This is a genomic window from Mesorhizobium sp. STM 4661 (genome assembly GCF_000359125.1).
Lineage (GTDB): Bacteria > Pseudomonadota > Alphaproteobacteria > Rhizobiales > Rhizobiaceae > Mesorhizobium.
In genome coordinates this window covers 61,904-86,473 of sequence record NZ_CAAF010000028.1, presented here as the reverse complement: position 1 = coordinate 86,473, position 24,570 = coordinate 61,904, and the positions used below count along the sequence as shown (strand labels likewise).

Genomic DNA, 24,570 nt, shown 5'->3' with positions numbered 1-24,570 from the left:
TGCTCAAACGAAGAGATAGAGCCCGGCCGGAATCACGATGAGCATTTTGCACAAGCTGGTGCTTGCTTCGGGTTCGCCGCGCCGGATCGAACTCTTGCAGCAGGCCGGCATCGAGCCGGACCGCGTGCTGCCGGCCGATGTCGACGAGACGCCGTTGCGCGCCGAGCATCCACGTTCGCTGGTCAAGCGCCTGTCGAAGGAAAAGGCCGAGAAGGCGCTGGCGTCGCTCAGCACCGAAGACGATTATGCGCCCGGCTTCGTGCTGGCCGCCGACACGGTGGTCGCCGTCGGCCGGCGCATCCTGCCCAAGGCCGAAACGCTCGACGACGCCTCCAACTGCCTCGGGCTGTTGTCGGGCCGTTCGCACCGGGTCTATTCCGGCATCTGCCTGATCACGCCGGGCGGCAAATTGCGCCAGCGGCTGGTCGAGACCAGGGTGCGCTTCAAGCGGCTGCCGCGCGAGGAGATCGCCGCCTATGTCGCCTCGGGCGAATGGCGCGGCAAGGCCGGCGGCTATGCCGTCCAGGGGCTGGCCGGTTCCTTCGTCGTCAAGCTCGTCGGCTCCTATACCAACGTCGTCGGCCTGCCTCTCTACGAGACAGTGGCGCTGCTCAACGGCGAGGGGTTCAAGGTGCACGCCAACTGGATGTCGGCCCGGCCATGAGTTTGGGGGCGGCAACAAGTTCGAGGCGGCCATGAATTCGAGGTGACCATGAGCCCGGACGACAAGGTGACGCCGCTGCGCCCCAGGCGCCCCTGCCCCGAATGCGGCAAGCCGTCGGCGCGCGAGACCTATCCGTTCTGCTCGACGCGCTGCAAGGACATCGACCTCAACCGCTGGCTGAAGGGCGCCTACGTCATTTCGGCCCGCGACGACGAGGAAGACACCGACGGCGAGAAATGAGGCTGTTCGGCGTGCTTGCGGGTGCTCCTGCTTGACCATGATCTCGTTCGAAAACCGGATTCCACTTTTTCCGGATCACAGTCGGGTGGGTCACTGATCTTTCCCGCTTGAAATCAACGCCTAAGCGCTGGACAGGCCGGATTCCCATGCTATAACCCACGCGCTTTCAAGGGGCGCCACGGCGCCTTCAAGAAATCCGGAGCGCGATTTTTCGTTAGCCGGAACAGGCCCAGATAGCTCAGTTGGTAGAGCAGCGGACTGAAAATCCGCGTGTCGGTGGTTCGAATCCGCCTCTGGGCACCATCCCCTCTTCTCCCGACAGTCCCTTTCGCCGAAGCTTCTACTCTCCTGTCTCGGCAACTAGCTGAAATACTTACTGATTTCGCTGCCCAAAGCGCGGATGGTCGGGTTTCGTGGAATTTCGGCGCAGTTGGTCCAACGAGGCGGGGGGCTGGTATTTTCGCTGGTATTGGAGATCCTGATGGTATCGATGCAGCCAAATGGAGGTCCCGAAAATGGCTCTTTCCGACGTAAAATGCCGTAATGCCCGACCCGCTTCCAAGCTCGTGAAATTGTCTGACGGTGGCGGGCTCCAGCTTTGGGTGCAGCCTACCGGATCTCGCCTATGGCGCCTCGCCTATCGTTTTGGCGGCAAGCAGAAGCTTCTGGCGTTGGGGAGCTATCCCCTCATCTCCCTCGCTGAGGCACGCGAGGCGCGCGATACCGCCAAACGTCTCCTCCTACGTGGCATCGACCCCGCACAGGAGCGTAAGTCGCAAAAGGCTTCGGCGGAGGACACCTTTCGCTCAATCGCGGAGGACTATGTCGACAAGCTGAAGAAGGAGGGACGTGCCGACCGGACCATCACCAAGGTCAAATGGCTGCTCGACTTTGCCTATCCAACGTTTGGGGACAAAAGCGTTCGGGAGATCGACCCGGCCACAATTCTTGCCGCTCTCCGCAGCGTGGAGGTTCGTGGTCGATACGAGTCGGCCAGGCGAATGCGCTCCACCATCGGCAGCGTGTTTCGATATGCAATCGCAACCGCACGCGCCGATGTAGATCCGACGATCGCCCTGAGGGGCGCACTCGTCGGTCCGACGGTCACGCCCCGTGCCGCGGTTACCGATCCTAAGGCCTTGGGAGGCTTGCTGAGGGCGATTAATGCATTTGACGGACAGCCTACAACCCGAGCCGCTCTGAAGCTGATGGCCCTGCTGTTTCCCCGCCCCGGCGAGCTGCGCGCGGCCGGATGGGACGAGTTCGATTTCGAAAGCTCGGTGTGGAGCATCCCTGAAGGACGCATGAAGATGCGACGGCCGCACCGCGTACCTCTTTCCACGCAGGCCGTCAGCGTCCTGACCTCACTTAGAGAAATCTCTGGTGGTGGATCGCTGTTGTTTCCTAGTGTTCGATCGGGTTCGCGTCCGATTTCCGACAACACGCTTAACGCCGCCCTTCGCCGCATGGGCTATGGCAAAGAAGAAGCTACCGCGCACGGCTTTCGAGCAACGGCATCAACTCTGCTAAACGAATGCGGCAAGTGGCACCCGGACGCCGTAGAGCGGCAGCTGGCCCACATTGAGAACAACGACGTTCGGCGCGCCTATGCCCGGGCAGAGCACTGGGAAGAGCGCGTCAGGATGATGCAATGGTGGGCCGATTATCTGGATGAACTCGAGAGCAAAAACTCGCGGGTGGTCTCAATCGGGGGACGCGAGGCAAGCCTGCTGTCCATACATCCTCGCGAGGGTCTAGTTTGGAAGCCAACAGCGACGGTTCGCCAAACGACGAGACGAACCTCCAACCTCCGAAAATCACACTGAACCCCGTCGAAAACACCGAAACTGGGCGACCAATGTTGCAGGCCCGGAGGGTCATCGTTTTCCACAGGAAATCAATACGTTATGTTGGCCACACATTTCCTTCGTATTCTCTCGTATGGTCTGGCGAACCTAAGGACCAGGAGCAGGACTAGTATTCCCTCCGCGGTGTCTCGTCGTGCAGGGTCGATTAACCCGTGACGAACGTGGCTGGTTTGGGGCCGGGTGCGGTCGGTCGGCTTTCGGGATGATGGGGTCCGAAAGCATACCTTCGCGCCCAGCGTGGCTTGGAGCGCATTTCCGAAGTCCGGCATCGGTAGCTCCTGACGGCGGACGGCGATCAGTGGTCTAATTTGCTTATTCGCCGGCGAGTATCTGCATCGGATAGCCCGCAGTTTCCCTTACCAACGAGCAACTTGAGGGCAGGCAACATCCTTTGCAGCGGCACAGTCTCTTCGAGAGCGTCGAAAATCCAGGCCATGCTGACTACTGTTCGGCACCCAACGCGCTCGATTTTAGCAATTCTCTCGTTCACACTAAGTATCGACGCGCCACGGCTTTCCGCGAGGACGATCGCCATCGCATCTCGAACCGCTAGTTCGCGATGCTCTCTGACGATGCGCACCGCCTCTGAGACCTTTGCCCCATCAAGTTCCTCTATCCGCAGGCCTAATCCAGAGAAAAGGGCCGCCTCAGAAGGAAGCCAAATCCCATCGACGCACAAGTCTAAAGCACAAAACTCATGTTCCAGCCGAAAGAGGTCAGCTGCCAAGCCAACCTTCATGAGTTCGAGCACTGGCTCGATATCGGCAACCACGATTAGCAAGGTTCATGCTTCCGAACTGCTTAGTCGGCTGTCAAGTTCGACGAGAGAAATGCCCAGAAGTTCGGCAGCACGTGATTGTCCGACCACGCCTTCAGTCAAAGCTCTCAGGCAAAGCCGTTCCAAGCGATGCGGCTCTTCGTAGTCAAATGGAATTCTTTCCGGCTCCTCGAAAGGAGCCGAGCGCCAGCCTCGCTCGGTAAAGACCGTATAGAGCGACGAAAGCGTCGCTGCATTGATTATGGCCAAATCCCTACACCGATAGGCTATTGCCTGGATGCTCACACCATATCTCCGCTTTAAGGCAGCCAGTTCGCCAATGCTTATAGACGAACGCTGACTGCCCATTTCGGCACGCAATGCGTCGGCTGGAATGAGGAATGCTCCCGCAAACCGATGTGCTGCTTTTTCCGGATCGACGCCCGCAGTCGGGCTCATGACCATATGGCCGAGCTCATGTGCGAGGCTGAACCGCTTCCGCTCGGACCAAGTGTCCCGCCTGATGACGATCACACGCGCCGCTTCGCGGTCCTTGCGCATGACCTTCGCTGCCAGGCCGTCTAAGTCGGTGAGTGGTAGCGACAGGACTTTTATACCACGCTCCTCCAGCAGTTCGGCGAGCCTTGGGATGGGGTCGATGCCCAGTCCCCAATCCTCCCGTACCGATCGGGCCGCATCCTCGGCATCTCTGACGTCCGCTGTCGGGAATGGTGCGCCACGCGGCTTCTCCCAATCTAGACTGCGCAGTTTCAGCAATTCCTCAACAGCCAAGTATCGCTCGAGGAGGTGGATGGTGCGCGCCTCGATGGAATTCTCCTCCTTGGACGATTTCGTCCGTCTACGAAACTCGACTCCCTCCAGCGACATCATTTCGCCGCTCAGCAAATAGTCGACGCTGGTCTGGAGGGCCCGGGCCAGCGCTCCCAAGACCCGCGAACTCGGCATGTCCTCGTCGCGTTCGTACTTACCGATCGCCTGAGGGCTCACCATCGCCCCCATGACGGCTGACAGATCCCTTAGCGATAGCGAAAGTGCTGCGCGGGCGGTCTTCAATCTTCTGCCAATCATGCCTGCCTCCTGATGCTCCGGTTTACAAAACTGGCTCTGTTCGCAAAAATTGTAAACCGAACACTTGCATTAAATACAAGGGAGTCCGATCTTTCTTCGTAACGTGGCCGATTCGGTCACCAAATTGGAAACCGCTCGGAAACGGCATCGCATTCGCCACCCTCCAAGCACCGGCGTCAGGTCATGGAGGTCAGTCATGCCGCTCACGAACACCGCACTGCTCAACTACGATCACAACGTGCTGCGCCTGCCTGCTGATAAGCGCACTCAGTATCATGCGCAGGTAGACCGCCTTGTCATCGAACTGAACAAGACGCTCAAGGGTCGCACTGACATTAAGATCACCCGCGTGCTCAAAGCCGGTTCGTTTGCCAAGTACACCATCCTCCGCCGCACCAACGAGGATCCGGTCGACGTCGATCTTGTGATCTACGTGTCGGCCGGCAATGCCGACGGTAACACGCTGGAGCAGCTTGTCGACGCGATCCACAAGGCATTGATCGACATTTACCCGACCAAGTCGGTCGAAGATTTCGAGATCCAGCGCAAGGCGGCGACGGTCACCTTTGCAGGAACCGGGCTTTCGGTCGATGTGGTTCCCATTATCGAGGACCCTGATCGGCCAGGCTACGGCTGGCAGTTCGACATTCGTGACGGGACAAAGGTGGAAACCAATCCGCCGGGCCAACTGAAATTTGTCCGCGACCGTAAGGATGCCGACAAGAATTTCCGCACCCTTGTTCGTATCGGCAAGCGCTGGCGCCGACACGCGGAGCTTGAGGCGTTGAAGGGTTTCCATATCGAGCTCATCATGGCCCACGTACTTGAGGTGAACGGCAACGCCGGCAGCATCGAGAAGCGTTTCCGGGACTTCCTGCTTTATATCGCTCAGTCCGGCCTGAAGGAGGAAATCCGTTTTCCGGAAAACACCGGACCTTACGACACGTTTTCTGATCCCGTCGTCATCCTCGATCCAGTCAACAGCCAGAATAACGTGACCTCGCGGATCACCAAGGCAGAGCGCGAGGAGATCGTCGCCGCAGCCAATTCGGCATGGGAGGTGGCCCATTATGCCTCTGCCGAAAACGACAACGACATCTGGAAAGAGGTCTTCGGACCGCGCTTCTCTACCGAGGAGGCCGCCTGATGAGCGCGACCCAGACCGCTTCCAACACCTCCAGCTATACCGTCGCCGATGTCCACGATGTCGTCCGCCAACTGACGACCGACCTCAAGATGATGGCCAACAGCAGCGGCACTCTCTCCGAGCAGACTGCCGCCGAATATGGCCACGACATCGAAATGCTCGCTACGGAGGGATATCTGACCGCTGTCGACGTCACCCTTCTCAACTCGCTCGGCGGTGAAGTCCGGGCCGTGCGCTATGATGTTGATGAAGACACCGGCAAGATCACTTCCAGCCGGCCTGGCGGGGTCCTGTGGCCGAAAACATTGGGAGGGAGCATCCGTATCGTGCTTTCTCACACCAAGGCGCTTACCGACGAAGCGATGGCTGCCATGCAAAAAAAGCTCAAGCGCAACTGGGTCGATTCCAGTGTCGACACCAGCCACGCCAACCTCAAGTCCAGCGGCAGCCGTGACTATGCAAGCAATGGCTTTGGGCTTCATCGGAAGGACTGGTCATGACCCAACCCTCCATTTTCGACCAGCAGCTGCCGCTCCCTAATGCCGAGCTGACAGCCAAGGCAAAGACGCTGCTCGGCTTCGAGCAGCGCTACGCTGCGGTGCACGATCAGCTGCGCCTGATGCTCAAGGCCCAGGACCTGCCTACCTGGAACAAAAAGTTTCACCACGGCCGTCTCGACCTCGTCGCGCTCGTCCAGGAACAATACCCGTTCGTCATCTTCTATGGCGACGTCGGCACCGGCAAGACCGCTACCGCGGAATGCATTGCCAACCGTCTTGTTGGCGAGGCCAAGGCTGAAGACTCGATCCTCTTCAAACTCAGCAACCGCGTTCGCGGCGCAGGCATGGTTGGCGAGATGGGTACGCTCATCTCGAAAGCGTTCCAAGACGTAATCAAGACGGTCGGCAAGCAGCGTCGCGCTATCCTCATCATCGATGAAGGCGACTCTATCGCCGCAAGCCGAAGTCAGGATCACAGCCACCATGAAGACAAGGTCGCGGTGAACACGCTGATTCAGCACATCGATGATCTACGCCAGTACCAGGGCCGCATCATCGCGATCCTCTGCACCAATCGGTTGTCGGTTCTTGATGCAGCGCTTCAGCGGCGCGCCGCCATTATAGAAGAGTTCAAACGGCCCGACCCGACAGCACGTCACCAGCTGTTCAGCATGGATCTGGCTGGGCTCGATCCCAGGCCGGCCCAGCTCGACCGCCTTGTCGAGATAACGGGCGAACGTCCGGGAATGCCGGGCTGGACCTATTCCGACATCCGGACACGCCTTTATCCGTCGGCCTTGGCCAAGGTCTTCCCGCATCGAGCCCTGACGATCGACGTGCTTCTCGATGTGGCCGCCAGCATGGCGCCGTCACCCGTAATGGCGGACAAGTGACGATGGCCCGGTCTAATCTCTTCGGTCGGCGTATCCATATCTCGGGCAGCATCGCAAAGGAGCTCGAGGTCGCCTCGGGCGCAGATGTCGAGCATGCACAGGCCTTCGTTGCGGGCCTCGTCAAGGAACTAATCAAGCGGGGCGCCAACTTCGTCGTTCCGGTCGATGCACAACCAGTGCGGGACGTTGACGGCCAGCCGATCTGTTTTGACTGGCTGATCTGGGAGACAATCCAGGCCAACATCCTCTCACGGCCTGCTGGCGTGTCGGGGCACATGGTCGTCGCCGTCCAGCATCACAAGACTGAAAACCAGATACCGGAAAAGTACCGACCTCTCTGGGAGAGGCTGCGTAGCTCGGATCTTGTCAAGGTAGACAACGCGTCGTTCTGGAACATGGCGAGCAAGCGCATGGAAGCCCAGGCGCACTGGGGCGATATCCTTATTCCCGTCGGCGGAACTGAGGGAGTTTTGTTCCTTACCAACCTCTACCATGACGTCGGCAAGCATATCGTCCCGGTGAACCTGCCCATTTCAGCAGAATCCACTGGAGCTCGGAAAGTGTTTTCGTTCGGCCTGGGCCGTCACAACACCAAGCATCTCTTCCGCACGACCGGGATCATGGATCCCCACGGATGGATTAACCGTATTAACTTCACCCCTTCAAAAGACGTTGCCAGCATGGTGGCTGACTTCGTGGACCTGCTTGAGGCCCTCGAGCGTCCGCGTGCCTTTGCGGTGCGGCTGCTGAATCCTGAGCACGTTGATTACGCTGCCGTGCAGGATTTCTTCGACGTTGTCGTAAAGCCCGTGTTCGAGGACGAACTTGGCTTCAGGCTTGTCGTCGTCGACGGCAGGCAGGCGGTAGAGCACTCGCGGGTCGATGCTGACATTTTCGGCAAGCTCCATCGCAGCCAAGTCGTAATCGCCGACATCACGGGGTCTCGCCCCAATTGCTTCCTCGAACTCGGCTACGCGCTCGGGCGAACTCTGCCCACCATCGTTACCGCCATGGCGGGGAGTCAGCTTCCTTTCGACATCACAACCTTCTCCGGGTATCATTGGAAGACGTCAGGGAGCGCCGACGAGCGCCGACGCGCATTGCTAGAGCACTGGCGGTCGGTGGAATCGCGCCCGCCCATCGTCGATACGGAGCCTCTGATCTCATGACCGAAAAGCAAGAGATCTTCATATCGGTCGATATCGAGGCCGCAGGTCCGATACCCCCCGATTTCAGCATGCTCTCGATCGGCGCGTGCCGGGCGGACGACGTCGAGGGGGTTGGGTTCTACCGAGAGCTGAAGCCTATCAATGATCGTTTCGACCCGGATGCCTTGAAGGTAACCGGCTTCGACCTGGAAATATTGCGACGGGACGGCGTTGAGCCGGAGCAGGCGATGGCGCAATTCTCGACTTGGATATCCGAGATCACAGGTTCCGAAGGACGTCCCGTGTTCGTTGGTTTCAACGCTCCCTTTGATTGGTCTTTCGTGAACTACTATTTCCATCATTTCCTCGGCGCCAACCCGTTCGGTATCGGAGCACTGGATGTGAAGGCGCTCTACATGGGAGCGACCGGTTGCGCCTGGCGCGAAACTAGGTCGAGCATGTTTCCAGTTGCAAAGCAGGCGCCCGAACAAAGACACAATGCGCTTGGCGACGCTCGGCATCAGGCACGACTATTTCGGCATGTGCTCAGCCTTACGCAGCCTTGATTCCGGAAATCCTTCGCGAGCGCCCTCAGGCTCTCTTGACTATGCTGCATCGCTCGACGTACTGCCTCTGTCGTCGTGGCGCTCCCATGAAAAACGTGGCCCGTAGTGCCTCCTTTGATTCGTGCGATATTGACGCACCATCAAAGTCTTGGGATCAAAGACCTAGCCAAGGTCTGAATTGAAACCCAAGCGACATTGGGTCGACCACATCTATTTCCGCTTGGTCGTACCCTGTTTTTTCTTTGTCGAGGCTGGCATTGAGGTCCTGCGAAGACGCCCTCTCAGTCCCGGCAACACGGAATAGATCGCATCGGGTTTCTCAGCCTCATCGACATAGGTGGTATGATAGGGCAGCACCCGGTCCCCACCCCTATTGACTGCAACCAGGCCGAACTGCACCAGAAGGTCTGTCAGAAGTGTCGCGTCGCGCGCCCAAGGTTGGTCCTTCGCGGCAAGGACCTCGGGGCTGCCGGCGATCATTTGGTCCAGGCGTTCGGCAATCGCTGCTCGCCGAATATCGGGAGCCTTGCCCTCGAACAGAATGAGCGAGATTCGAGCCAGCCCGGGATACTGGCGCTCATAGGCGCCGAAGATCTGGTCGAAGCACGCGCCACTGTAGCGCTCGATCGTCAGCTCTAGGTTTTCCGGCGTCACCGAAAGATTGGGGTATGCGTCGAGTTGAATGCTCAATCGGCGTAGGACGTCGCGAGGGCCGGACCGGCTGTCCTGCAGCAATTGCTTTAGCGCCGGCTCGGGCGCGGCGCCGAATACTTGGGCCAAGTCGACCTTAGCAGCCTCGGCGCGCCGGAGGATAACGTTTCGCAGTTCTTCGTCGCTCCAGCTAAGCCTCACCAGTGAGTCCAGCTCCAAGTTCACGAACTCATCCACTCGGCGCAGAGCGCGCATGATGTTGGGTTTGACCAACACCACGCATTTGAAGTTCTTCTTTATGTGGGCCTGCAACTCTTGGGCTGCGATGATGAGCGCAGCAATCAGGTTTTCGTTGAGGCGGTCGTCGGTCGCGAAAATGGCTTCAGGATCGTCGACCACTATCCTGATCGAAACTAGTGCGCAGATCTCTTTAAGCAGCTTGAGCGCCTCGTCTGCCTTTTCGCGACCTAGCAGCTTGAAGTCGGAAGCGGTTTTGTTCTTGTTGCGGAAGCTGATTCCGAAGCCAAGAACGGAGAACCCGCCAAGGTTGGCGAATGCTTCCTTCGCCTTGCCTTGCAGGTCGGCAAGTAGGACATGAAGTCGCTGCTGTAGGTCCTGCGGAACCTTTTTGCTGAGAGCGGGCGTCTTATCGATCTCTGAGGCGAGCGCAATTAAAGCCTGCAAGGCTAATTCGGACCGGATCTCCGGCAGGTACTGCAGCGTTGGCCGGGATGCAGTCAGGTCTTGTGGTTCCTGGGTTTCGGCGTTGATGGCCTGGATGACGTCCGCCCCTGGCATTGCCTGTAAAGTGAGGAAGCTGGCCGTCTTGCCGACCCCCTTGAGCCCGATGCCCACGAAGGGTTTGGCCTCGGAAGAGGCGAGGGTCGCAAGCGGTCTAGTTTGAACCGTATAGCGTGCAAGGTCCGTATCGGAACGGGCGTCGGTGCGCTTCAGGTATTCGACAAATAGTTCACGTGTCATTTTCTATACCTGGCTCGGTAGCATGACACGGCGCGTTACGAGAGCGAACCCGAAATGATTTCGCACGCCTCCTAGGGCGCACAATTGGATGAACTGTGCCTCGCTGACCTTCAACGGAAGCCCTTGGTAGATCTCACGCAGAGTGGGCAGAACGACGTTGGCCTGCCGCAGTAGGCGCCTGACCACCTTGACATAGGCATCGCGCGTGAAGCCGGCCACGGTTAGAACATCAATTGATTTGCGGTCCACTACCGCTACGAACCCCTCCTGTGTCGGATCCTCGTCGAGGATGCACTCGATCATGTCGCCGGCTGCAGTCTTAAGGATGCCCAAGAGGTGAAGTAGTGAGACATAGGGCACGATCGAAGCGGGCTGCATGACATGCCGCTCTTCGAGCCTATTGTAGGAGAATTCTGCAGGGCCGGCATCGTGCACCTTTTGTGCTAATTCCGAGAAGCTGGTGAATTGCCCGCCGATAGCCTCAAGCGTTATCGCAAATAGACGGTCCTCTAGTGACATTGTCTTCCCCCGCGACCGTTGGTCTTGTACAATTAAATATGCGCACAGTTATTCACGCGCTGCTAGAGGCGAGCCACGCGATGCTCTAACGATATCTGGCGGAGGCATGGTGACAGGCCCACTGACGTGACGGCTGTGCCCATCAGTTCCTCGCACGCGCAGGCTGTCTGCCCCGGCGCAAATGCGACCGCTGGCAGGTAGCCTGGGATGTCGGCTAACAGGAAATGTCAGGGCCGATCCTAACGTCCGACTTCAGGCGCAAAGCCGACGCTCCAGATAGGCTGCGCCGCCGTGCTGCAGGCCTGCAATTTGCTCGATACTTCAGTCAGATATGAGCAATGCCAAGAAGATTCTGTGGTCGCGTTCATAAGAATCAGATCAGATATTGTCTGGTGCGTAAGAATTAAGGACAAAAGGAGCACGCAAGCGCAAATGGCGAGGGCTCCCAGATACTTCGGCGCATGGGGCAACGTGCCCGTAGATGATGATGTGCGGCCGTTCAGCATGATCAATCCCGTGGGGAGCAATGCCAACCGGACCAACCGCCGACATCACTTTATCTCGGCCGTCTATATGAACGGCTTCGCGGATGACCGGGGCCGAGTGCTGGCCTATCTTTGCGAGGCGCCCGAAGACCCGCTGCCGCCAATGAATCCACGGGCCATTGGTTTCGAGCGAGACTACTATTCCCAGAAGCTGCCCGGGGGTGGTCAGGAAAACCATTGTTTCGAGGATCTGTGGAACACCATCGAGACCGGATGGCCGGAAACGGTGCGGGCGCTCGCGGCACGCCGCCTGTCGGCCGCCATCTCCTTCAACGTGCTCGGCATGCAAACGATCTTGCGCGCGCGTGTTCCGGCGACGCGCGATCGGCACGCGCTGATGATCGAGGCCAAAATTCGCTGCGAGCACAAGATCGGCGAAGAACTCGGCGTCCTTCCTCCGCCGCTCGAGCGCTATGCGGGCCAGTTCGACACCGTGCCGATAGGCGTCAACCCACATGAAACGCTGCTGGCAATGAAAGGTGAGTTCAAGGATTTCGGCGACCTCTGTTTCCGCCTCGGCTTCGAGGTGCTCCACAACAGGACAAGCACGCCTTTCCTCACATCGGACAATCCGGTCTGCAGCTACGATCCGCGTCAGGCGTTCCATGCGCGTACGCCTTACGAGCATTCCGGCGAGGTCGAGCTGATCTTCCCGGTTTCGGCGCACATGCTTGTGCGCGGTTCCAGCAAGCGCGGGCCGGTGAACATGATCTCACGCCATCGCGATATCTCCGACAGCCACAAGGTGCGGCAACTCAATCGCACGATCGCGCAGTTTTCCTATCGCATGACCATCGGCCAGGATCGCTCTAGTGACGACCTGGTCCGCGCCCATGGCGCGCTCGTGCCGACCATCACCACTAGAGTGCAGCGACTTGGGAAAGAGGTGCATATCATCTGCCGGAATGTTTTCGGTCTCCGGCCGAGGTTATCTCAATACATCGACACGCCTGAAAAGGCAGCGCGCCGTGAGGCCAGGATGGCTGCTACATCGAGCCACGCGGACCCGATCCTCGAATGACCCGATTGATGGAAGAGCCTTCCGTTTGCGCGGTGTTTTGGACTGCCGGAGGCTTGCGACCATTCGCGGCATCACCGAAAGGCGACAGATGTTTTTCCACCCAACCATGCCCGTAACAATCACGCGGTTTTGTCTCTCACGCGAGAACCCCTGATGGAGAAAGCGAAGCTCTCCGAGTTGAAAAAGCTGCGACATTTCAACATCGAAACCTTGAATGGTCGGGTCATCAACATAATGCCGCTTTTGGGAGAACCGATCCTGGCACCTCTGGATTCCGAACCTCGATGGCACGCTGATGGAGATGCGTCCGGTTGACGCCGCCCATTCGGCCTATTGGGGAGAGAGTGCCGCCCGCGACGAAGACGTGTGCTTCGGCCTGCTCGAGATATTGTGGCAACGCGCCCCGATTGCCTGCGGAGATTGCCGAAGGCTATCGCGTGTTTCTGCGATCCCGGCAATCGCGCTTTGCTCAGGTGCTGGAGGCAGAGACCGGAGATCAAGCCTGGTGGTCCGACGCAACGGAGCTACAACTGCCGGCATCCAACGTCCGGTGAATATATTGCCGGCGAGCCGCCGCATGTCTGACGCCTCGCAGAATTGTTGACTGAACTGCCCACGCTGCCTACCTGCATCACGTGAGCAGAAGACAGAGGTTATATAGCGTGAATCTGCCGAACATTATTTGCGAAAACGCGCTTGCCCAGAGCCTGTTCGAGCGCTGCGCGGAGTCGCTACCGAAATTCCACAATCCGTTCATCGGCGCGCTCTATGACTGGCAGACGTTGCTTACAGGTGTATTGTCGGCACGTATCTATTGTGGATTCAAATCCAGCGTCAAAGACGCCAGTCGCGATTTGAGAGCGAATGGATCGCACTCGAACGCAAACGTGAGAACCTGGCCCCCGCATCGGGCTTCCACACGCTCTCGCAGAGCTCAGCAGATATTGGGCTGCCTCGTTCGAGTCCTCGCGCAGCCTGGTCGCAGCGTCGCGTGCTTCCGCAGTCTCTGGAGAATCATTTGGAGTCGCCTGTATTTTCCTGGTCGTATATCCCTAGTCAGCGCGACCGGCGAAGTTCGGCCAAGCGATCGGCCAAATCGACCTACCGATCGCAAATTTGTACATACTATCAATGCGCTAAGCATAGCGAATATCGGCCATCATCGGCATCGGCATTGGCGTCGTCGATCAACCGTCTCGGCGAAGCTGAGGTAGCGGCTAACATCGGCCAAATGATCGGCCAGTTATGGGCGCTCAGCTAAAATTTCTGTTGACATATACGTACTTAGCGCGATCTAACATCGGCCAATCATGGAAGAGACCGTACAGCGCATCGAGCCGGCGCGCCTGGAAGACGTTGCGGAGCCAATCTCCGACGCGCTGGCTGAGCTGTCAGCAAGCTCGGCGGTTCTCGGCGCCAAGCTGCATCCGCGCACGGCCGCGAACCTGGCGGATCTCGTGCGCATCATGAACACCTATTACAGCAACCTGATCGAGGGCCACAACACGCGCCCCCGCGACATCGAACGCGCCCTCGCCGGCGAATTCGACAAAGACCAGGAACGACGCAACCTGCAGGTGGAAGCCGCGGCCCATGTTCGACTGCAGGGGGAAATCGATCGCCTGGCAGCGGAGGGTCAGCTCCCAGAACCGGCTTCGCTTGATTTTTTGCGCTGGCTGCATGCGGAATTCTACCGTGACGCCGATGAGGCGATGTTGCGCATTCGCGGCGCAGACAGAGAATTCTTGATGGTTCCGGGTCGGTGGCGATCACAGCCCGAACATGATGTCACTGTCGGCCGCCACCAGCCGCCGTCAAGCGATCGCGTCGAAGCGTTCATGGAGCATTTCGCTAGCCGGTACCGCTTCCAACGTACGGGCAAAGCGGCTAGGATATTGGCGATTCCGGCCGCGCATCATCGGTTCAATTACATTCATCCCTTCCCAGACGGCAATGGACGCGTCAGCCGCTTGATGAGTCACGCCATGGCCCATGAGGCAGGAATCGCCGCGCACGGGCTGTGGTCGATTTCCCGAGGCCTGGCGCGGGGTCTGGAAAGCCGCGGCGACTATAAACGCATGATGGATCACGCCGACATGCCACGCCAAGGCGATCGCGACGGCCGCGGTAATCTTTCTATGCGGGCGCTGGCGGATTTTACCTTATGGTTTCTACGCGTATGTATCGACCAGGTCAGTTTCATGTCGAGCCTGTTCGATTTGAACCAACTAGCCCGGCGCCTGCAGCGGTTCGTTCAACGCTACGACCTGAAGCCCGAAGCTTTCCGGCTGCTCGAGGAGGCGCTTCTGCGCGGCGAGTTCGATCGCGGTGAGGCCTCACGTATCGCTGGCTTGCCGGAACGTACGGCCCGCCGCGTGTTTACCGAGGTGCTCGAGCTTGGCCTGCTTGCGTCCGATACCCCGAAAGGACCGGTATCGCTACGCTTCCCGGTCGACACGTTGGACGAACTGTTTCCTAAGCTATTTCCGGAAACTTAGCGTCGCATAACTGCGCCTACTGTTTCCCCGCCCCGGCGAGTTGCGAGCCGCCGGATAGGAAGAGTTCGACTTCAAAGGTTCGGTGTGGACCATCCCGGAAGCACGCATGAAAATGCGGCGGCCGCACCGCGTTGCACTTTCGAGGCAGGTCATCAAAATCCTGACCGATCTCAGAGACATTTCCGGCAGCGAGGCGCTGCTGTTTCCAAGTGTGCGATCGGGTTCTCGTCCGATTTCCGACAATACACTTAACGCCGCCCTGCGTCGCATGGGTTACAGCAAGAAAGAAGCAACGGCTCACGGTTTCCGAGCAACGGCATCAACTCTGTTGAATGAATGCGGCAGGTGGCATCCAGACGCAAGAGAGACAGCTGACCCATATTGAAAAGAACGACGTTCGGCGCGCTTACGCCAGGGCAGAGCACTGGGAAAAGCGCGTCAGTATGATGCAGTGGTGGGCCGATTACCTGGACGAAATTGGGTGCACGAAACCTGCAGTTGAACCCAAACAAGTGTAACTGCAACCCCGTGTCCGCACCTATCGTGAACATGAACATCAGCTTTGCGTACGTTATGACATTGGCCGCGTCTATGTTGGGGCGGAACCCGCGACGCAGTCCTTCGAGGGACAGGGGCTTTTCACAAATCTACGTCAAGCGGCTTAACTGGTTGTGGAGCTTCAATCGTTATTCCGAGTCGGCTGACGGCCGGCGTCAGCACAGCGTCAGGAACAGCGGTCTGGCTCAGCGTTCCGGCTTGTCGTCCCGGAGGATGCGCTCAGCGGCTCCGTCAAGATCCTCATATTGGCCACTCTTCAACGCCCACAGAAAGCCAGTCAGCCCCAGTGCGCCAAGAAATAGGGCGACTGGCATGAGGTAGACGAGTATCGTCATGATGACCGCGCTGATGGGTGAATGCCGGAATGCGTTGCCGAAGAAGCCCTCGTCAGCTCGGCGAGCCTAAAGCCCTGCAGCCGCAGCCCGTTTCCGATCACCAGCAGCGATGAGGCGGACATCGCGACCGCCGCGATCAACGGCGTGACGTTGCCGAAGATGGCGATCGGCACGGCAACGGCGTTGTAGATGATCGCGATGGCTATGTTCTGGCGGATCAGCCGCCCTGCCTTCCGCGAGACGTCCAGCGCAAGGGGTACGGCCGAAAGGCTTTCACGCAGGAACACGAAATCGGCAGCGTTGCGGCCAATATCGGCGGCGGTCGCGGGAGCGATCGAGACGTGCGCCGCGCCCAGCGCTGGCGTGTCGTTGAGCCCGTCGCCCACCATCAGGACCTTGTGGCCGGCCTTGGTCAGCACTTCGATCCGCTCAACCTTCCCGGACGGCAGCAGCGCCGGAACAAAACGGTCGATGGCCAATATTCTTGCGACATCGCCACAGACGTCCGCGGTATCGCCCGACAGCATTTCGACCGAGACCCCTGCATCGTTCAATTGCGCCATGACGCTCCCGGCATCGGCCCGCAACGCATCCTCGAAAGCGAAGGAAGCGACAATCATCCCGTTCTTCGTGAGAACCGTTCCGCCGTAGCCATGTTTGCCTTCGCCGCCGGTTCGAGCCTTCCATCCAGCCCTTCCGCGTCGACCCAGCCGCCAGGTATTTCCAGCGTCAGTTGCTTCGATTCCAAATCCCGGATGCTCGGTGACGGCACGGAATTTGTGTTGCCCGCCACGCGTGGCAAAACCGGCTATGGCCTTTGAAAACGGATGCCGCGAGTGCGCTGCCAGGTCGGCTGCAACTGCCAGCATGGCGGGATCGATCGATGACGCGTTGACGAGCCGGGGCTGGCCAAGCGTCAGAGTTCCGGTCTTGTCGAACACCGCTATGTCCACTGTTGCCAGGCGTTCCATGGCCGAACCGTCCTTGACCATGATGCCGTTCTCGAACAGGCGCCGTGCGGCGACCACCTGTACGATCGGCACCGCGAGGCCAAGCGCGCACGGGCATGTGATGATGAGAACGGCGATGGCGATGGTGATGGCCCGGTGCCAGTCGCCGGTCGCTGCCATCCAGCCAAGGAATGTCGCAAGGGCGGTGAGATGGACCACGGGGGCGTAGAGAGCCGAGACGCGATCGGCGATCCGGCGGTAATGCGCTTGGCCGCCCTCCGCGGCTTCCATCAGCCGCACCATTTCCGCCAGGAAGGAATCCTTTGCGGCGGCTGTCGCCTCGATCGTCAGCGGGCCGGTAAGATTGAGCACGCCGGCCTGTACTGCTTCGCCCGGGGCCACGTTTTTTGGCGTGCTTTCGCCTGAGGCCAGTGAGCAGTCGAGATCCGACGCTCCCCGAATGATCCGGCCGTCGACAGGGATTCTTTCGCCGGCTGCGATCAGCAACTGCATCCCAGGTTGGATCTCGCCAACCGGTAGGTAGTCTCGCGAGCCGTCGCCGCGCAGCACCATGGCCCCACGCGCGGCCAACTGTGACAGGCCCTTCACGGCGGTCCGGGCACGCTCCCGCATCACATGATCCAGCGTCCGGCCGATCAACAGGAAAAACAGCAGGGATACGGACGCGTCGAAATAGGCGTGATCGCCATTATTGATCGTCTCGTAGAGGCTCATGGCATAAGCGAGCGACACCCCAACCGCGATCGGCACGTCCATGTTCATGCGGCCGTGGCGCAGTGCATTCCAGGCCGAGCGGAAGAAGATGCCGCCGGCAAAGGTGAGCGCCGGGATGGCGATCAATGCCGAGACCCAGTGAAACAGGTCGCGGGTCGCGCCTTCGGCGCCGGACCAGACCGAGACCGAGAGCAGCATGATGTTGCCAGCCGCAAACCCGGAGACAGCGACCGCGCGGATCAACGCCGAAAGCGTCTTGTCCTTGTCACCGACCTCGAGGTCGAACAGATGCGCCTCGTACCCCAGCCGTCCCAGCACGGCGACGAATGGTGGTACTTCGTTCCCACGCCAGCGGACCGCGACACGTTTCGTCGACAGGTTGACACGAGCGCCCTCGACTTGATCGAGCTTTCCCAGCGCTGTCTCGATCGCTTGGATACAGGCCGCGCAATGAACCGTCGGCACTGAAAGGTCGGTCTGGCGCAGATCATCGCCGAGCGATCGGCTCGCCAACCTGATCTCCTGGCTAGACGGCAGGACCGATGTGGTACTGGTCAGATCCAGCGCCAGTTCCGCGCTGGGTACACAACAGCTCATTGCAGCGCTCCTTGCGAAATCATGATCCGGCGAACGTCGCGATAGGGCTCTGTCAGACCGGCATCGGCGTCGACTTCGACGATCCAGACGCCATCCCTTGGCAAGTGCTGCGCGGCAAATTCCTGGTCCGAGACGAGGGCGAGAGTGACGGCCTTGTCCCCAGCCTCGTAGGCGGGATGACGAAACAGTATCTTGACGCCATGCAAGGGGACCGGCTTGCCGGTGGTATCGCTCAAGCTGTAGCGGACCTCACCCCGAGCGATCGTCAGTTTGCCGGTCCAGCCGAGTGCCGCCTGCGCGCGCCCTTCCTCGGCCTTTCGGTTGAATTGCTGGCTCGCCACATAGGTGTTCTCGACGACAAGGCCGGTCCAGCTGGTGCTGGCGAGTGTCGCCATCGTGAGATTGACCGCGATGATCACGCCGAAAAAGCCGAGAATGGTGAGCAGCATGTGCCTGCCGGTGAACTCACGCGTCTTTTGCGTATTGGTGCTCATCTGGCGATCTCCGGGGCGTTGAAGGTGGCGGTGTATTCGTCCGATTCGAAGCTCGCTCTGTCCTCGACGCGGAACTTGAAGGTTTGTGCAGCGTGCCGAACCTCACCCGCTGGCTGGCGCACGAAGACCTTCAGCATGTTCAGCCGGTCGGGTTCGACCGCGATGGCGAAGAAGCGAGCTGCCGGCAGATCACTGCCGACGACGCTCATTTCGGCTCCCTGCAAGCCCTGCATCGTGACGACGATCGTCCTTGGCTCGGGGATCATGTTAAGCAGCTTGACGGTGTAACCGTTGCGGATCGAGCCGTCGGACAGGGTCACGAATTGCGGATTGCGGTCGTGCAGGACGTTGATCTCGAGTCGGTCGCGCGTCAGCAGCGAATAGATCAAGGCAAGCCCGACCGCCGTCCACGCGCCCATGTAGAAGAAGGTCCTCGGCCGGAAGATCTTGCGAATATGGAAATGCGCCAACCTGGCGGAGAATGTGCTGTCGGCCGTTCTGACGAGTGAAGGGTTCACGGGACCGGAGCCGCCTGCGGTCGCCACCGCCATGTTGGCGTTGTAGTCGGACAGCGTCGCATAGGAGATCAGCCCGCGCTCCTTGCCGAGCTTGTTCATGACGCCGTCGCAGGCATCAAGGCACAGCGCGCAAGTGATGCATTCGAGTTGCTGGCCGTCGCGAATGTCGATCCCCATCGGGCAGACTGCGACACAGGCATTGCAGTCGACGCAGTCACCGACCGGCTGCCCCGCAGCCTGGACCTTCTTGGCGTGCCGCGAACGAGGTTCGCCACGCCAGTCATTGTAGGTCACAGTGAGCGAATTCTCGTCGAGCATGGCAGCCTGGATGCGCGGCCACGGGCACATGTAGGTGCAGACTTGCTCGCGCATCAGCCCGCCGAACGTGTAGGTGGTCGCCGTCAGCACCGCGATGGTGACGTAGGCGACCGAAGCGGCGGTGCCGTTGAATACGTCGCCGATCAGCGTCGGCGCATCGGCGAAATAGAGGATCCAGGCGCCGCCGGTAGCTGCCGCTATGACCAGCCAGATGGCGTGTTTCGACACACGCAGCACCAGTTTGCGCGCGGTCCAGCGGCCGGCGTCGAGCTTCATGCGAGCGTTGCGATCGCCTTCGATCGCCCGCTCCACGACTAGGAAAAGATCGACCCATACCGTCTGCGGGCAGGTATAGCCGCACCAGGCGCGGCCGACGGTGGACGTGATCAGGAAGAGGCCGATGCCGGCCATCATCAGAAGGCCGGCGACATAGTAGAATTCCTGCGGCCATATCTCGATGAAGAAGACGTAGAAACGGCGGTTGGCAAGATCGATCAGCACGGCCTGATCAGGAGCAAACGGACCTCGATCCCAGCGCAACCAGGGCATCAGATAATAGATGCCCAGCGTGATCGCCATCACCAGCCATTTGAAGCGGCGAAAGCTGCCCGAGGCGCGTTTAGGGAAGATTTTCTTGCGCGGAGCATAGAGCGGCTGTCGTGTCTTGGCGGAGTTGACCGCTTTTGCCTCGAGCCGCTCCATCTGCGTTTTATCCAGCACGTGCATCTCCACTCGCGCGCGGCCTATGACATCGTTGTGCGACGGACTTGTCTGCTTCGACAGACGTCCGGTCTGCAGTGAGCCCGCTTCGCCGTGTGGGCCGCGCCGCCTTGCTGCAGGTCAATCGCCGCATGCCGGAATGGTGTCGGGGCCCGACTCGTGCCGGGCCCCGTCGCTTGGCGGGGAGGGCCGAGAATAGGCTTCCGTTCCTATTCTCCGCCGCCAAGCGAATGGACATAAACCGCAAGTTCCTTAACCTTGGTCTCGCCGAGACGCCTGATCCAGGCCGGCATGACACCGTGCTTCGGCGCGCGGACTTGGACGGCGATGGCTGTCTCGCCGGGTGCGTAGAGCCAGATCGCATCGGTCAGATTGGGCGCGCCAAGCTCTTTGTTGCCTTTCGCATTATCGCCGTGACAGGCGACGCAGTTTTCCGCGAATACCTTGGCGCCGGGCTCGATAAGACTTGCATCCTGGACCTTGCCCGAGAGGCTGGCGACATAGGCGCCGACCTGTGCGATCTGTTCGGGCGTGATGATGTCACCGAAGGGGGGCATTTCCGACTGCCGAGTATCCGGGTCGGATGCGAAACGGATGCCGTGCGCGATCGTTTGCTGGATCTGCTCGGTCGTGCCGCCCCACAGCCAGTCATCGTCGTTCAGGTTTGGAAAGCCCTTCGACCCTTGGGCGCCCGAGCCGTGGCATTGCACGCAATTGACCTTGAAGGTAGCTCCGCCGGCCGCTACCGCGAATTCACGCAGCGCGTCGTCGGCTGCAATCTCGGATACGGTCTTCTGCTGGATGGCCGCGACATATTTGCCCTTGGCGGCTTCGGCAGCCGCCAGCTCAATCTTGACAGCGTTGCGGCTGGAATAGCCAAGCACACCCTTGGTCGCGGAAGACAGCATCGGCCAAGCCGGATACGCAATTGTATAAGCCACCGCCCAAGCGACGGTGATGTAGAAGGTTATCACCCACCATCGGGGCAATGGGTTGTTGAGCTCCCTTATCCCGTCCCATTCATGACCGGTCGTTGAGATGCCCGAGACTTCATCGATATGCTCGCTGCTCATGATCAGTCGTCCTTGAGTGGAATCTGGGCGGCTTGATCGGCCAGTGTTTTGCCGCCGGGACGCAAGGCAAAAGCAATGCAGCCGACGAAGAAGAGCGCCATGGCAAGCAGACCCCAGCTGTCCGCGAATTCCCGCATCAAATTATAGCTCATTGCGTCCCCCTCAGCGGTAGCCGGCTGCATCGTCATAGGTCTTGAAATCGACCAGTGTTCCCAGCATTTGCAGATAGGCGACGAGGGCATCCATCTCGGTCACCTGCTGCGGATTGCCGTCCAGATCACCGACTTTGGCTTTCGGATAGCGTTTCTCGACGCCGGAGGCATCGGCATTCGGGTCGGCCTGGGCCATCAGATCGGCATTGGCGTGCGCGATCATGTCATCGGAGTACGGGACGCCAACACGCGCGTTCGCAACCAGATGCGTCGAGAAGTCCTTCACCTCGATCGGAGCGTCCTTCAGGAAGGCATAGCGAGGCATGATAGATTCCGGCACCACCGAACGTGGATCCATAAGGTGCTGAACGTGCCATTCGTTGGAATAGCGGTTGCCGACTCGTGCAAGGTCAGGGCCGGTGCGCTTCGAGCCCCACTGGAAGGGGTGGTCGTACATGGACTCGGCGGCCAGGCTGTAGTGGCCGTAGCGCTCGACCTCGTCCCGGAAAGGCCTGATCATCTGGCTGTGGCAGAGGTAGCAGCCCTCGCGCACATAGATGTTGCGTCCGGCGAGTTCCAGTGGCGAGTAGGGCCGCATGCCTTCGACTTTCTCGATCGTGTTGTCGAGATAGAAAAGCGGCGCAATCTCGACGATGCCGCCGACGGTCACGACAAGAAGAGAGCCAACGAGAAGAAGCGTGGCGTTCTTCTCGATGATCGCGTGTTTGTCCATCAAGCCCATTGTCTGGCTCCCTATTCGGCAGGCCGGAGGGCGGGCTCGGAACCTGGCATTGGTTGCTCTTCGCGCTGGTGGCCAAGAATGGTCATGGTCACGTTCCAGGCCATGAGCAGGGCGCCGGTGAGGTACATCGCACCGCCGATGGCGCGCATGACGTAGAAGGGATGCATGGCGGCGACGGTTTCGGCGAAGGAGTAGACGAGGAAACCCTGCTCGTCGTATTCGCGCCACATCAAGCCCTGCATGATGCCGGAAACCCACATCACCGCGGCGTAGACGACGATTCCGAGCGTCGCCAGCCAGAAGTGCCAGGTGACGAGCCGCAGCGAATAGAGACGTTCACGGTTCCACAGTTTCGGCACCATATAGTAGATTGCGCCGAACGAGATCATGCCAACCCAGCCGAGCGCGCCGGAATGGACATGGCCGATGGTCCAGTCCGTGTAGTGCGACAGCGAATTGACCGTCTTGATCGACATAATCGGACCTTCGAAGGTCGACATGCCGTAGAAGGCGACTGCCATCACCATCATGCGGATGATCGGATCGGTGCGCAGCTTGTCCCAGGCGCCAGACAGCGTCATCAGGCCATTGATCATACCGCCCCATGACGGCATCCACAGCATGATCGAGAACGCCATGCCGAGCGTCTGCGCCCAGTCGGGTAAGGCGGTGTAATGCAGGTGGTGCGGGCCGGCCCAGATGTAGAGAAAGATGATCGCCCAGAAGTGGACGATCGACAGGCGGTAGGAATAGACCGGCCGGTTCGCCTGCTTGGGCACGAAATAATACATCATGCCGAGGAACCCGGCGGTGAGGAAGAAACCGACGGCGTTGTGGCCATACCACCATTGCGTCAAGGCGTCCTGGACGCCTGAGAAGGCGGAGTAGCTCTTCGAGCCCAGGAACGACGCCGGCATCGACAGATTGTTGACCACATGCAGCATCGCGATTGTCACGATGAAGGACAGGTAGAACCAGTTGGCGACGTAGATATGCGGTTCCTTGCGCTTCAGGATCGTGCCGAGGAACAGGATGAGATAGGCGACCCAGACGATGGTCAGCCAGAGATCCACATACCATTCGGGTTCGGCGTATTCGCGGGCTTCGGTGATGCCGAGCAGGTAGCCGGTCGCGGCCATGACGATGAACAGCTGGTAACCCCAGAACACAAACCAGGCCAGTTTGCCGCCAAACAGCCGGGCGCGGCACGTGCGCTGCACGACATAGAGAGACGTGCAAAGCAAAGCGTTGCCGCCGAAGGCGAAGACCACACCCGACGTATGCAGCGGCCGCAAACGGCCGAAGTTGAACCAGGGCTGGATGTTGAGATCGGGGTACGCGAGCTGCAGCGCGATGATCACACCGACGAGCATGCCGACGACGCCCCAGAATACCGTTGCAATGGCTCCGTAGCGGATCGGGCCATCCATGTAGGCGGAGGTGTCGATCGGAGCCGCCGGCTTGAAATCTGTGTTGCGCAGCAGGATCGCGGTAAAGCCAGCCACGGCGAAGAACAAAACCCCCATATGCTGGCGAAAAGGTCCTTCTACGCCGAAGCCGGCAGCCACCAGGGCCGCAAAAGCAACCAGGCTTAGAACGACGATCTCCGTGCCGAATTTCATGACATATCCCCGACCAGGATTCCAATGCGCGGACGCCAAATCCGCGGTGCATTAATTCCGTAGTTGCCGCCTGCTCGCCCTGATCCATGTCAGAGCCGCACGATTTTGCTTCGGGCAGCATCGAGTTCGGTGCAATCAGAAGGTGGCGATTTGAACAAGGAAACGCAGCACGGACCAACTCGCTCATGGACAAGTGCGGCTTTCTCGCGCCAGGCCGGCACAGAGGCGATTCCGGGCGAGGTCATGAAGCTTGCCCATCGGGAAAAGCTGGAGCTCTGCTTCTCGCTGGAAAGCATTGCCGATGCACTGCCGAACGTCGACCGCCTCAAATGTCTTGGAACGGCCAAGAAGATCGTTCCGCTGCTCCGTGACATTCATGGGTTTGAGGAGAGGGTGATTTTCCCTGCGTATGAGGCGCACTTGACTCCGGCCGAGGCCAAACTTGCCTCTACCAGCCGGTTGCGCATCGAGCACCTTGAGGATCAATGCTTCGCTGGCGAGGTGGCCGAAACGCTCCTAGCGATCGGTCATGGTGATCCGATAGAGAGCGCGGAAGCTGTCGGATTCATGCTACGCGGCTTCTTCGAAGGCTTGCGGCGACACATCGCTTTCGAACGCGAGCATGTCCTGCCGCGGATCGTAATAAGCGACGAAGGCCCCGACGCTTAG

24 protein-coding genes, 1 tRNA gene and 2 pseudogenes are annotated in these 24,570 nt (G+C 59.6%); 14 read left to right on the top strand and 13 right to left on the bottom strand.

The window, feature by feature from the left end:
- Positions 1-37: 37 nt before the first annotated feature.
- From MESS4_RS09320 to MESS4_RS09305, 4 genes are all read left to right on the top strand, one after another.
- The gene (locus tag MESS4_RS09320; RefSeq protein ID WP_006329282.1) at positions 38-664 is read left to right on the top strand and encodes a Maf-like protein; all 627 of its coding nucleotides are present in this window, start codon (positions 38-40) and stop codon (positions 662-664) included.
- A gap of 48 nt (positions 665-712) precedes the next feature.
- Positions 713-904, top strand: coding sequence for a DNA gyrase inhibitor YacG (gene yacG, locus MESS4_RS09315; RefSeq protein WP_006329278.1), 192 nt, complete (start codon positions 713-715; stop codon positions 902-904).
- Between the two features lie 227 nt (positions 905-1,131).
- Positions 1,132-1,207 (top strand) — tRNA-Phe (locus tag MESS4_RS09310).
- A 212-nt stretch (positions 1,208-1,419) separates the two neighbouring features.
- Positions 1,420-2,730 carry an integrase arm-type DNA-binding domain-containing protein gene (locus MESS4_RS09305; protein ID WP_006329277.1) on the top strand — a complete coding sequence of 437 codons (1,311 nt, stop codon included), beginning with the start codon at positions 1,420-1,422 and terminating at the stop codon, positions 2,728-2,730.
- 337 nt (positions 2,731-3,067) lie between these two features.
- Here MESS4_RS09305 and MESS4_RS09300 read toward each other — a convergent pair whose 3' ends face one another.
- Positions 3,068-3,544 carry a PIN domain-containing protein gene (locus tag MESS4_RS09300; RefSeq protein WP_348259589.1) on the bottom strand — a complete coding sequence of 159 codons (477 nt, stop codon included), beginning with the start codon at positions 3,542-3,544 and terminating at the stop codon, positions 3,068-3,070.
- A 12-nt stretch (positions 3,545-3,556) separates the two neighbouring features.
- Positions 3,557-4,618: an XRE family transcriptional regulator gene (locus tag MESS4_RS09295; protein ID WP_006329275.1), complete on the bottom strand. Its 1,062-nt coding sequence runs from the start codon at positions 4,616-4,618 to the stop codon at positions 3,557-3,559.
- Between the two features lie 196 nt (positions 4,619-4,814).
- Between MESS4_RS09295 and MESS4_RS09290 the strand changes: the two genes are divergently transcribed.
- From MESS4_RS09290 to MESS4_RS09270, 5 genes are read left to right on the top strand one after another with little or no spacing between them, the layout of a single operon-like run.
- Positions 4,815-5,765, top strand: coding sequence for a CBASS oligonucleotide cyclase (locus MESS4_RS09290; protein WP_006329274.1), 951 nt, complete (start codon positions 4,815-4,817; stop codon positions 5,763-5,765).
- Complete coding sequence (locus MESS4_RS09285) at positions 5,765-6,265, top strand: hypothetical protein (RefSeq protein ID WP_006329273.1); 501 nt, start codon at positions 5,765-5,767, stop codon at positions 6,263-6,265. Before MESS4_RS09290 ends, MESS4_RS09285 begins: the two co-directional genes overlap by 1 nt.
- Positions 6,262-7,158, top strand: coding sequence for an ATP-binding protein (locus MESS4_RS09280; protein ID WP_006329272.1), 897 nt, complete (start codon positions 6,262-6,264; stop codon positions 7,156-7,158). The genes MESS4_RS09285 and MESS4_RS09280 overlap by 4 nt, the downstream gene beginning before the upstream one ends.
- Before the next feature lie 2 nt (positions 7,159-7,160).
- Positions 7,161-8,327: a hypothetical protein gene (locus tag MESS4_RS09275; protein WP_006329271.1), complete on the top strand. Its 1,167-nt coding sequence runs from the start codon at positions 7,161-7,163 to the stop codon at positions 8,325-8,327.
- Positions 8,324-8,872: a 3'-5' exonuclease gene (locus tag MESS4_RS09270; protein ID WP_006329270.1), complete on the top strand. Its 549-nt coding sequence runs from the start codon at positions 8,324-8,326 to the stop codon at positions 8,870-8,872. Before MESS4_RS09275 ends, MESS4_RS09270 begins: the two co-directional genes overlap by 4 nt.
- Before the next feature lie 5 nt (positions 8,873-8,877).
- Here the strand turns inward: MESS4_RS09270 and MESS4_RS33400 are convergent.
- The 3 genes and pseudogenes from MESS4_RS33400 to MESS4_RS09260 all read right to left on the bottom strand — a co-directional run.
- Positions 8,878-8,991: pseudogene (locus MESS4_RS33400) on the bottom strand (IS481 family transposase); the annotation flags it as partial.
- Between the two features lie 91 nt (positions 8,992-9,082).
- On the bottom strand, positions 9,083-10,504 hold the full coding sequence (locus MESS4_RS09265; RefSeq protein WP_006329269.1) for a hypothetical protein: 1,422 nt from the start codon (positions 10,502-10,504) through the stop codon (positions 9,083-9,085).
- Positions 10,505-10,507: 3 nt separating this feature from the next.
- Positions 10,508-11,023, bottom strand: a complete 516-nt coding sequence (locus MESS4_RS09260) for a hypothetical protein (RefSeq protein ID WP_006329262.1) — start codon at positions 11,021-11,023, stop codon at positions 10,508-10,510.
- Between the two features lie 291 nt (positions 11,024-11,314).
- Between MESS4_RS09260 and MESS4_RS09255 the strand changes: the two genes are divergently transcribed.
- The 4 genes and pseudogenes from MESS4_RS09255 to MESS4_RS09245 form a co-directional block, all read left to right on the top strand.
- Positions 11,315-12,589 (top strand): DUF4238 domain-containing protein, encoded by a 1,275-nt coding sequence (locus MESS4_RS09255; RefSeq protein ID WP_244441093.1) that lies wholly within the window; start codon positions 11,315-11,317, stop codon positions 12,587-12,589.
- Positions 12,590-12,742: 153 nt separating this feature from the next.
- On the top strand, positions 12,743-12,904 hold the full coding sequence (locus MESS4_RS33395; RefSeq protein WP_157385544.1) for a hypothetical protein: 162 nt from the start codon (positions 12,743-12,745) through the stop codon (positions 12,902-12,904).
- 995 nt (positions 12,905-13,899) lie between these two features.
- Positions 13,900-15,087, top strand: a complete 1,188-nt coding sequence (locus MESS4_RS09250) for a Fic family protein (RefSeq protein WP_006329252.1) — start codon at positions 13,900-13,902, stop codon at positions 15,085-15,087.
- Positions 15,086-15,605, top strand: a pseudogene (locus tag MESS4_RS09245) (site-specific integrase); the annotation flags it as partial. The gene MESS4_RS09250 and the pseudogene MESS4_RS09245, both read left to right, overlap by 2 nt.
- Before the next feature lie 225 nt (positions 15,606-15,830).
- Here MESS4_RS09245 and ccoS read toward each other — a convergent pair.
- The 8 genes from ccoS to ccoN form a co-directional block, all read right to left on the bottom strand.
- Positions 15,831-15,980: a cbb3-type cytochrome oxidase assembly protein CcoS gene (ccoS, locus tag MESS4_RS09240; RefSeq protein ID WP_006329249.1), complete on the bottom strand. Its 150-nt coding sequence runs from the start codon at positions 15,978-15,980 to the stop codon at positions 15,831-15,833.
- Positions 15,977-18,262 (bottom strand): cation-translocating P-type ATPase, encoded by a 2,286-nt coding sequence (locus MESS4_RS09235; protein ID WP_006329247.1) that lies wholly within the window; start codon positions 18,260-18,262, stop codon positions 15,977-15,979. The genes ccoS and MESS4_RS09235 overlap by 4 nt, the downstream gene beginning before the upstream one ends.
- Complete coding sequence (locus tag MESS4_RS09230; RefSeq protein WP_006329246.1) at positions 18,259-18,756, bottom strand: FixH family protein; 498 nt, start codon at positions 18,754-18,756, stop codon at positions 18,259-18,261. The genes MESS4_RS09235 and MESS4_RS09230 overlap by 4 nt, the downstream gene beginning before the upstream one ends.
- Positions 18,753-20,312 (bottom strand): cytochrome c oxidase accessory protein CcoG, encoded by a 1,560-nt coding sequence (ccoG, locus tag MESS4_RS09225; RefSeq protein WP_006329245.1) that lies wholly within the window; start codon positions 20,310-20,312, stop codon positions 18,753-18,755. The genes MESS4_RS09230 and ccoG overlap by 4 nt, the downstream gene beginning before the upstream one ends.
- A 209-nt stretch (positions 20,313-20,521) precedes the next feature.
- A complete protein-coding gene (gene ccoP, locus MESS4_RS09220) occupies positions 20,522-21,385 on the bottom strand; it encodes a cytochrome-c oxidase, cbb3-type subunit III (protein WP_006329244.1) in 864 nt (287 codons plus the stop codon).
- 2 nt (positions 21,386-21,387) lie between these two features.
- Positions 21,388-21,537, bottom strand: a complete 150-nt coding sequence (locus MESS4_RS09215; protein ID WP_006329243.1) for a CcoQ/FixQ family Cbb3-type cytochrome c oxidase assembly chaperone — start codon at positions 21,535-21,537, stop codon at positions 21,388-21,390.
- A 10-nt stretch (positions 21,538-21,547) separates the two neighbouring features.
- Positions 21,548-22,279 (bottom strand): cytochrome-c oxidase, cbb3-type subunit II, encoded by a 732-nt coding sequence (ccoO, locus tag MESS4_RS09210; RefSeq protein WP_006329238.1) that lies wholly within the window; start codon positions 22,277-22,279, stop codon positions 21,548-21,550.
- A gap of 11 nt (positions 22,280-22,290) precedes the next feature.
- Positions 22,291-23,901 (bottom strand): cytochrome-c oxidase, cbb3-type subunit I, encoded by a 1,611-nt coding sequence (gene ccoN / locus MESS4_RS09205; RefSeq protein WP_006329235.1) that lies wholly within the window; start codon positions 23,899-23,901, stop codon positions 22,291-22,293.
- 150 nt (positions 23,902-24,051) lie between these two features.
- On the opposite strand from ccoN, the gene MESS4_RS09200 reads away from it, so the two are divergent.
- On the top strand, positions 24,052-24,570 hold the full coding sequence (locus MESS4_RS09200; protein WP_006329234.1) for a hemerythrin domain-containing protein: 519 nt from the start codon (positions 24,052-24,054) through the stop codon (positions 24,568-24,570).

What these genes read in the sequence shown, in the direction of transcription:
- MESS4_RS09265 (WP_006329269.1), bottom strand. Translation starts at nt 10,504, where the DNA reads ATGACACGTGAACTATTTGTCGAATACCTGAAGCGCACCGACGCCCGT.
- MESS4_RS09230 (WP_006329246.1), bottom strand. Translation starts at nt 18,756, where the DNA reads ATGAGCACCAATACGCAAAAGACGCGTGAGTTCACCGGCAGGCACATG.
- MESS4_RS09235 (WP_006329247.1), bottom strand. Translation starts at nt 18,262, where the DNA reads ATGAGCTGTTGTGTACCCAGCGCGGAACTGGCGCTGGATCTGACCAGT.
- ccoN (WP_006329235.1), bottom strand. Translation starts at nt 23,901, where the DNA reads ATGAAATTCGGCACGGAGATCGTCGTTCTAAGCCTGGTTGCTTTTGCG.
- MESS4_RS09280 (WP_006329272.1), top strand. Translation starts at nt 6,262, where the DNA reads ATGACCCAACCCTCCATTTTCGACCAGCAGCTGCCGCTCCCTAATGCC.
- MESS4_RS09285 (WP_006329273.1), top strand. Translation starts at nt 5,765, where the DNA reads ATGAGCGCGACCCAGACCGCTTCCAACACCTCCAGCTATACCGTCGCC.
- yacG (WP_006329278.1), top strand. Translation starts at nt 713, where the DNA reads ATGAGCCCGGACGACAAGGTGACGCCGCTGCGCCCCAGGCGCCCCTGC.
- ccoS (WP_006329249.1), bottom strand. Translation starts at nt 15,980, where the DNA reads ATGACGATACTCGTCTACCTCATGCCAGTCGCCCTATTTCTTGGCGCA.
- MESS4_RS09295 (WP_006329275.1), bottom strand. Translation starts at nt 4,618, where the DNA reads ATGATTGGCAGAAGATTGAAGACCGCCCGCGCAGCACTTTCGCTATCG.
- MESS4_RS09305 (WP_006329277.1), top strand. Translation starts at nt 1,420, where the DNA reads ATGGCTCTTTCCGACGTAAAATGCCGTAATGCCCGACCCGCTTCCAAG.
- MESS4_RS09290 (WP_006329274.1), top strand. Translation starts at nt 4,815, where the DNA reads ATGCCGCTCACGAACACCGCACTGCTCAACTACGATCACAACGTGCTG.
- ccoO (WP_006329238.1), bottom strand. Translation starts at nt 22,279, where the DNA reads ATGGGCTTGATGGACAAACACGCGATCATCGAGAAGAACGCCACGCTT.
- MESS4_RS33395 (WP_157385544.1), top strand. Translation starts at nt 12,743, where the DNA reads ATGGAGAAAGCGAAGCTCTCCGAGTTGAAAAAGCTGCGACATTTCAAC.
- MESS4_RS09320 (WP_006329282.1), top strand. Translation starts at nt 38, where the DNA reads ATGAGCATTTTGCACAAGCTGGTGCTTGCTTCGGGTTCGCCGCGCCGG.
- MESS4_RS09275 (WP_006329271.1), top strand. Translation starts at nt 7,161, where the DNA reads ATGGCCCGGTCTAATCTCTTCGGTCGGCGTATCCATATCTCGGGCAGC.
- MESS4_RS09260 (WP_006329262.1), bottom strand. Translation starts at nt 11,023, where the DNA reads ATGTCACTAGAGGACCGTCTATTTGCGATAACGCTTGAGGCTATCGGC.
- MESS4_RS09215 (WP_006329243.1), bottom strand. Translation starts at nt 21,537, where the DNA reads ATGAGCTATAATTTGATGCGGGAATTCGCGGACAGCTGGGGTCTGCTT.
- MESS4_RS09250 (WP_006329252.1), top strand. Translation starts at nt 13,900, where the DNA reads ATGGAAGAGACCGTACAGCGCATCGAGCCGGCGCGCCTGGAAGACGTT.
- MESS4_RS09270 (WP_006329270.1), top strand. Translation starts at nt 8,324, where the DNA reads ATGACCGAAAAGCAAGAGATCTTCATATCGGTCGATATCGAGGCCGCA.
- ccoP (WP_006329244.1), bottom strand. Translation starts at nt 21,385, where the DNA reads ATGAGCAGCGAGCATATCGATGAAGTCTCGGGCATCTCAACGACCGGT.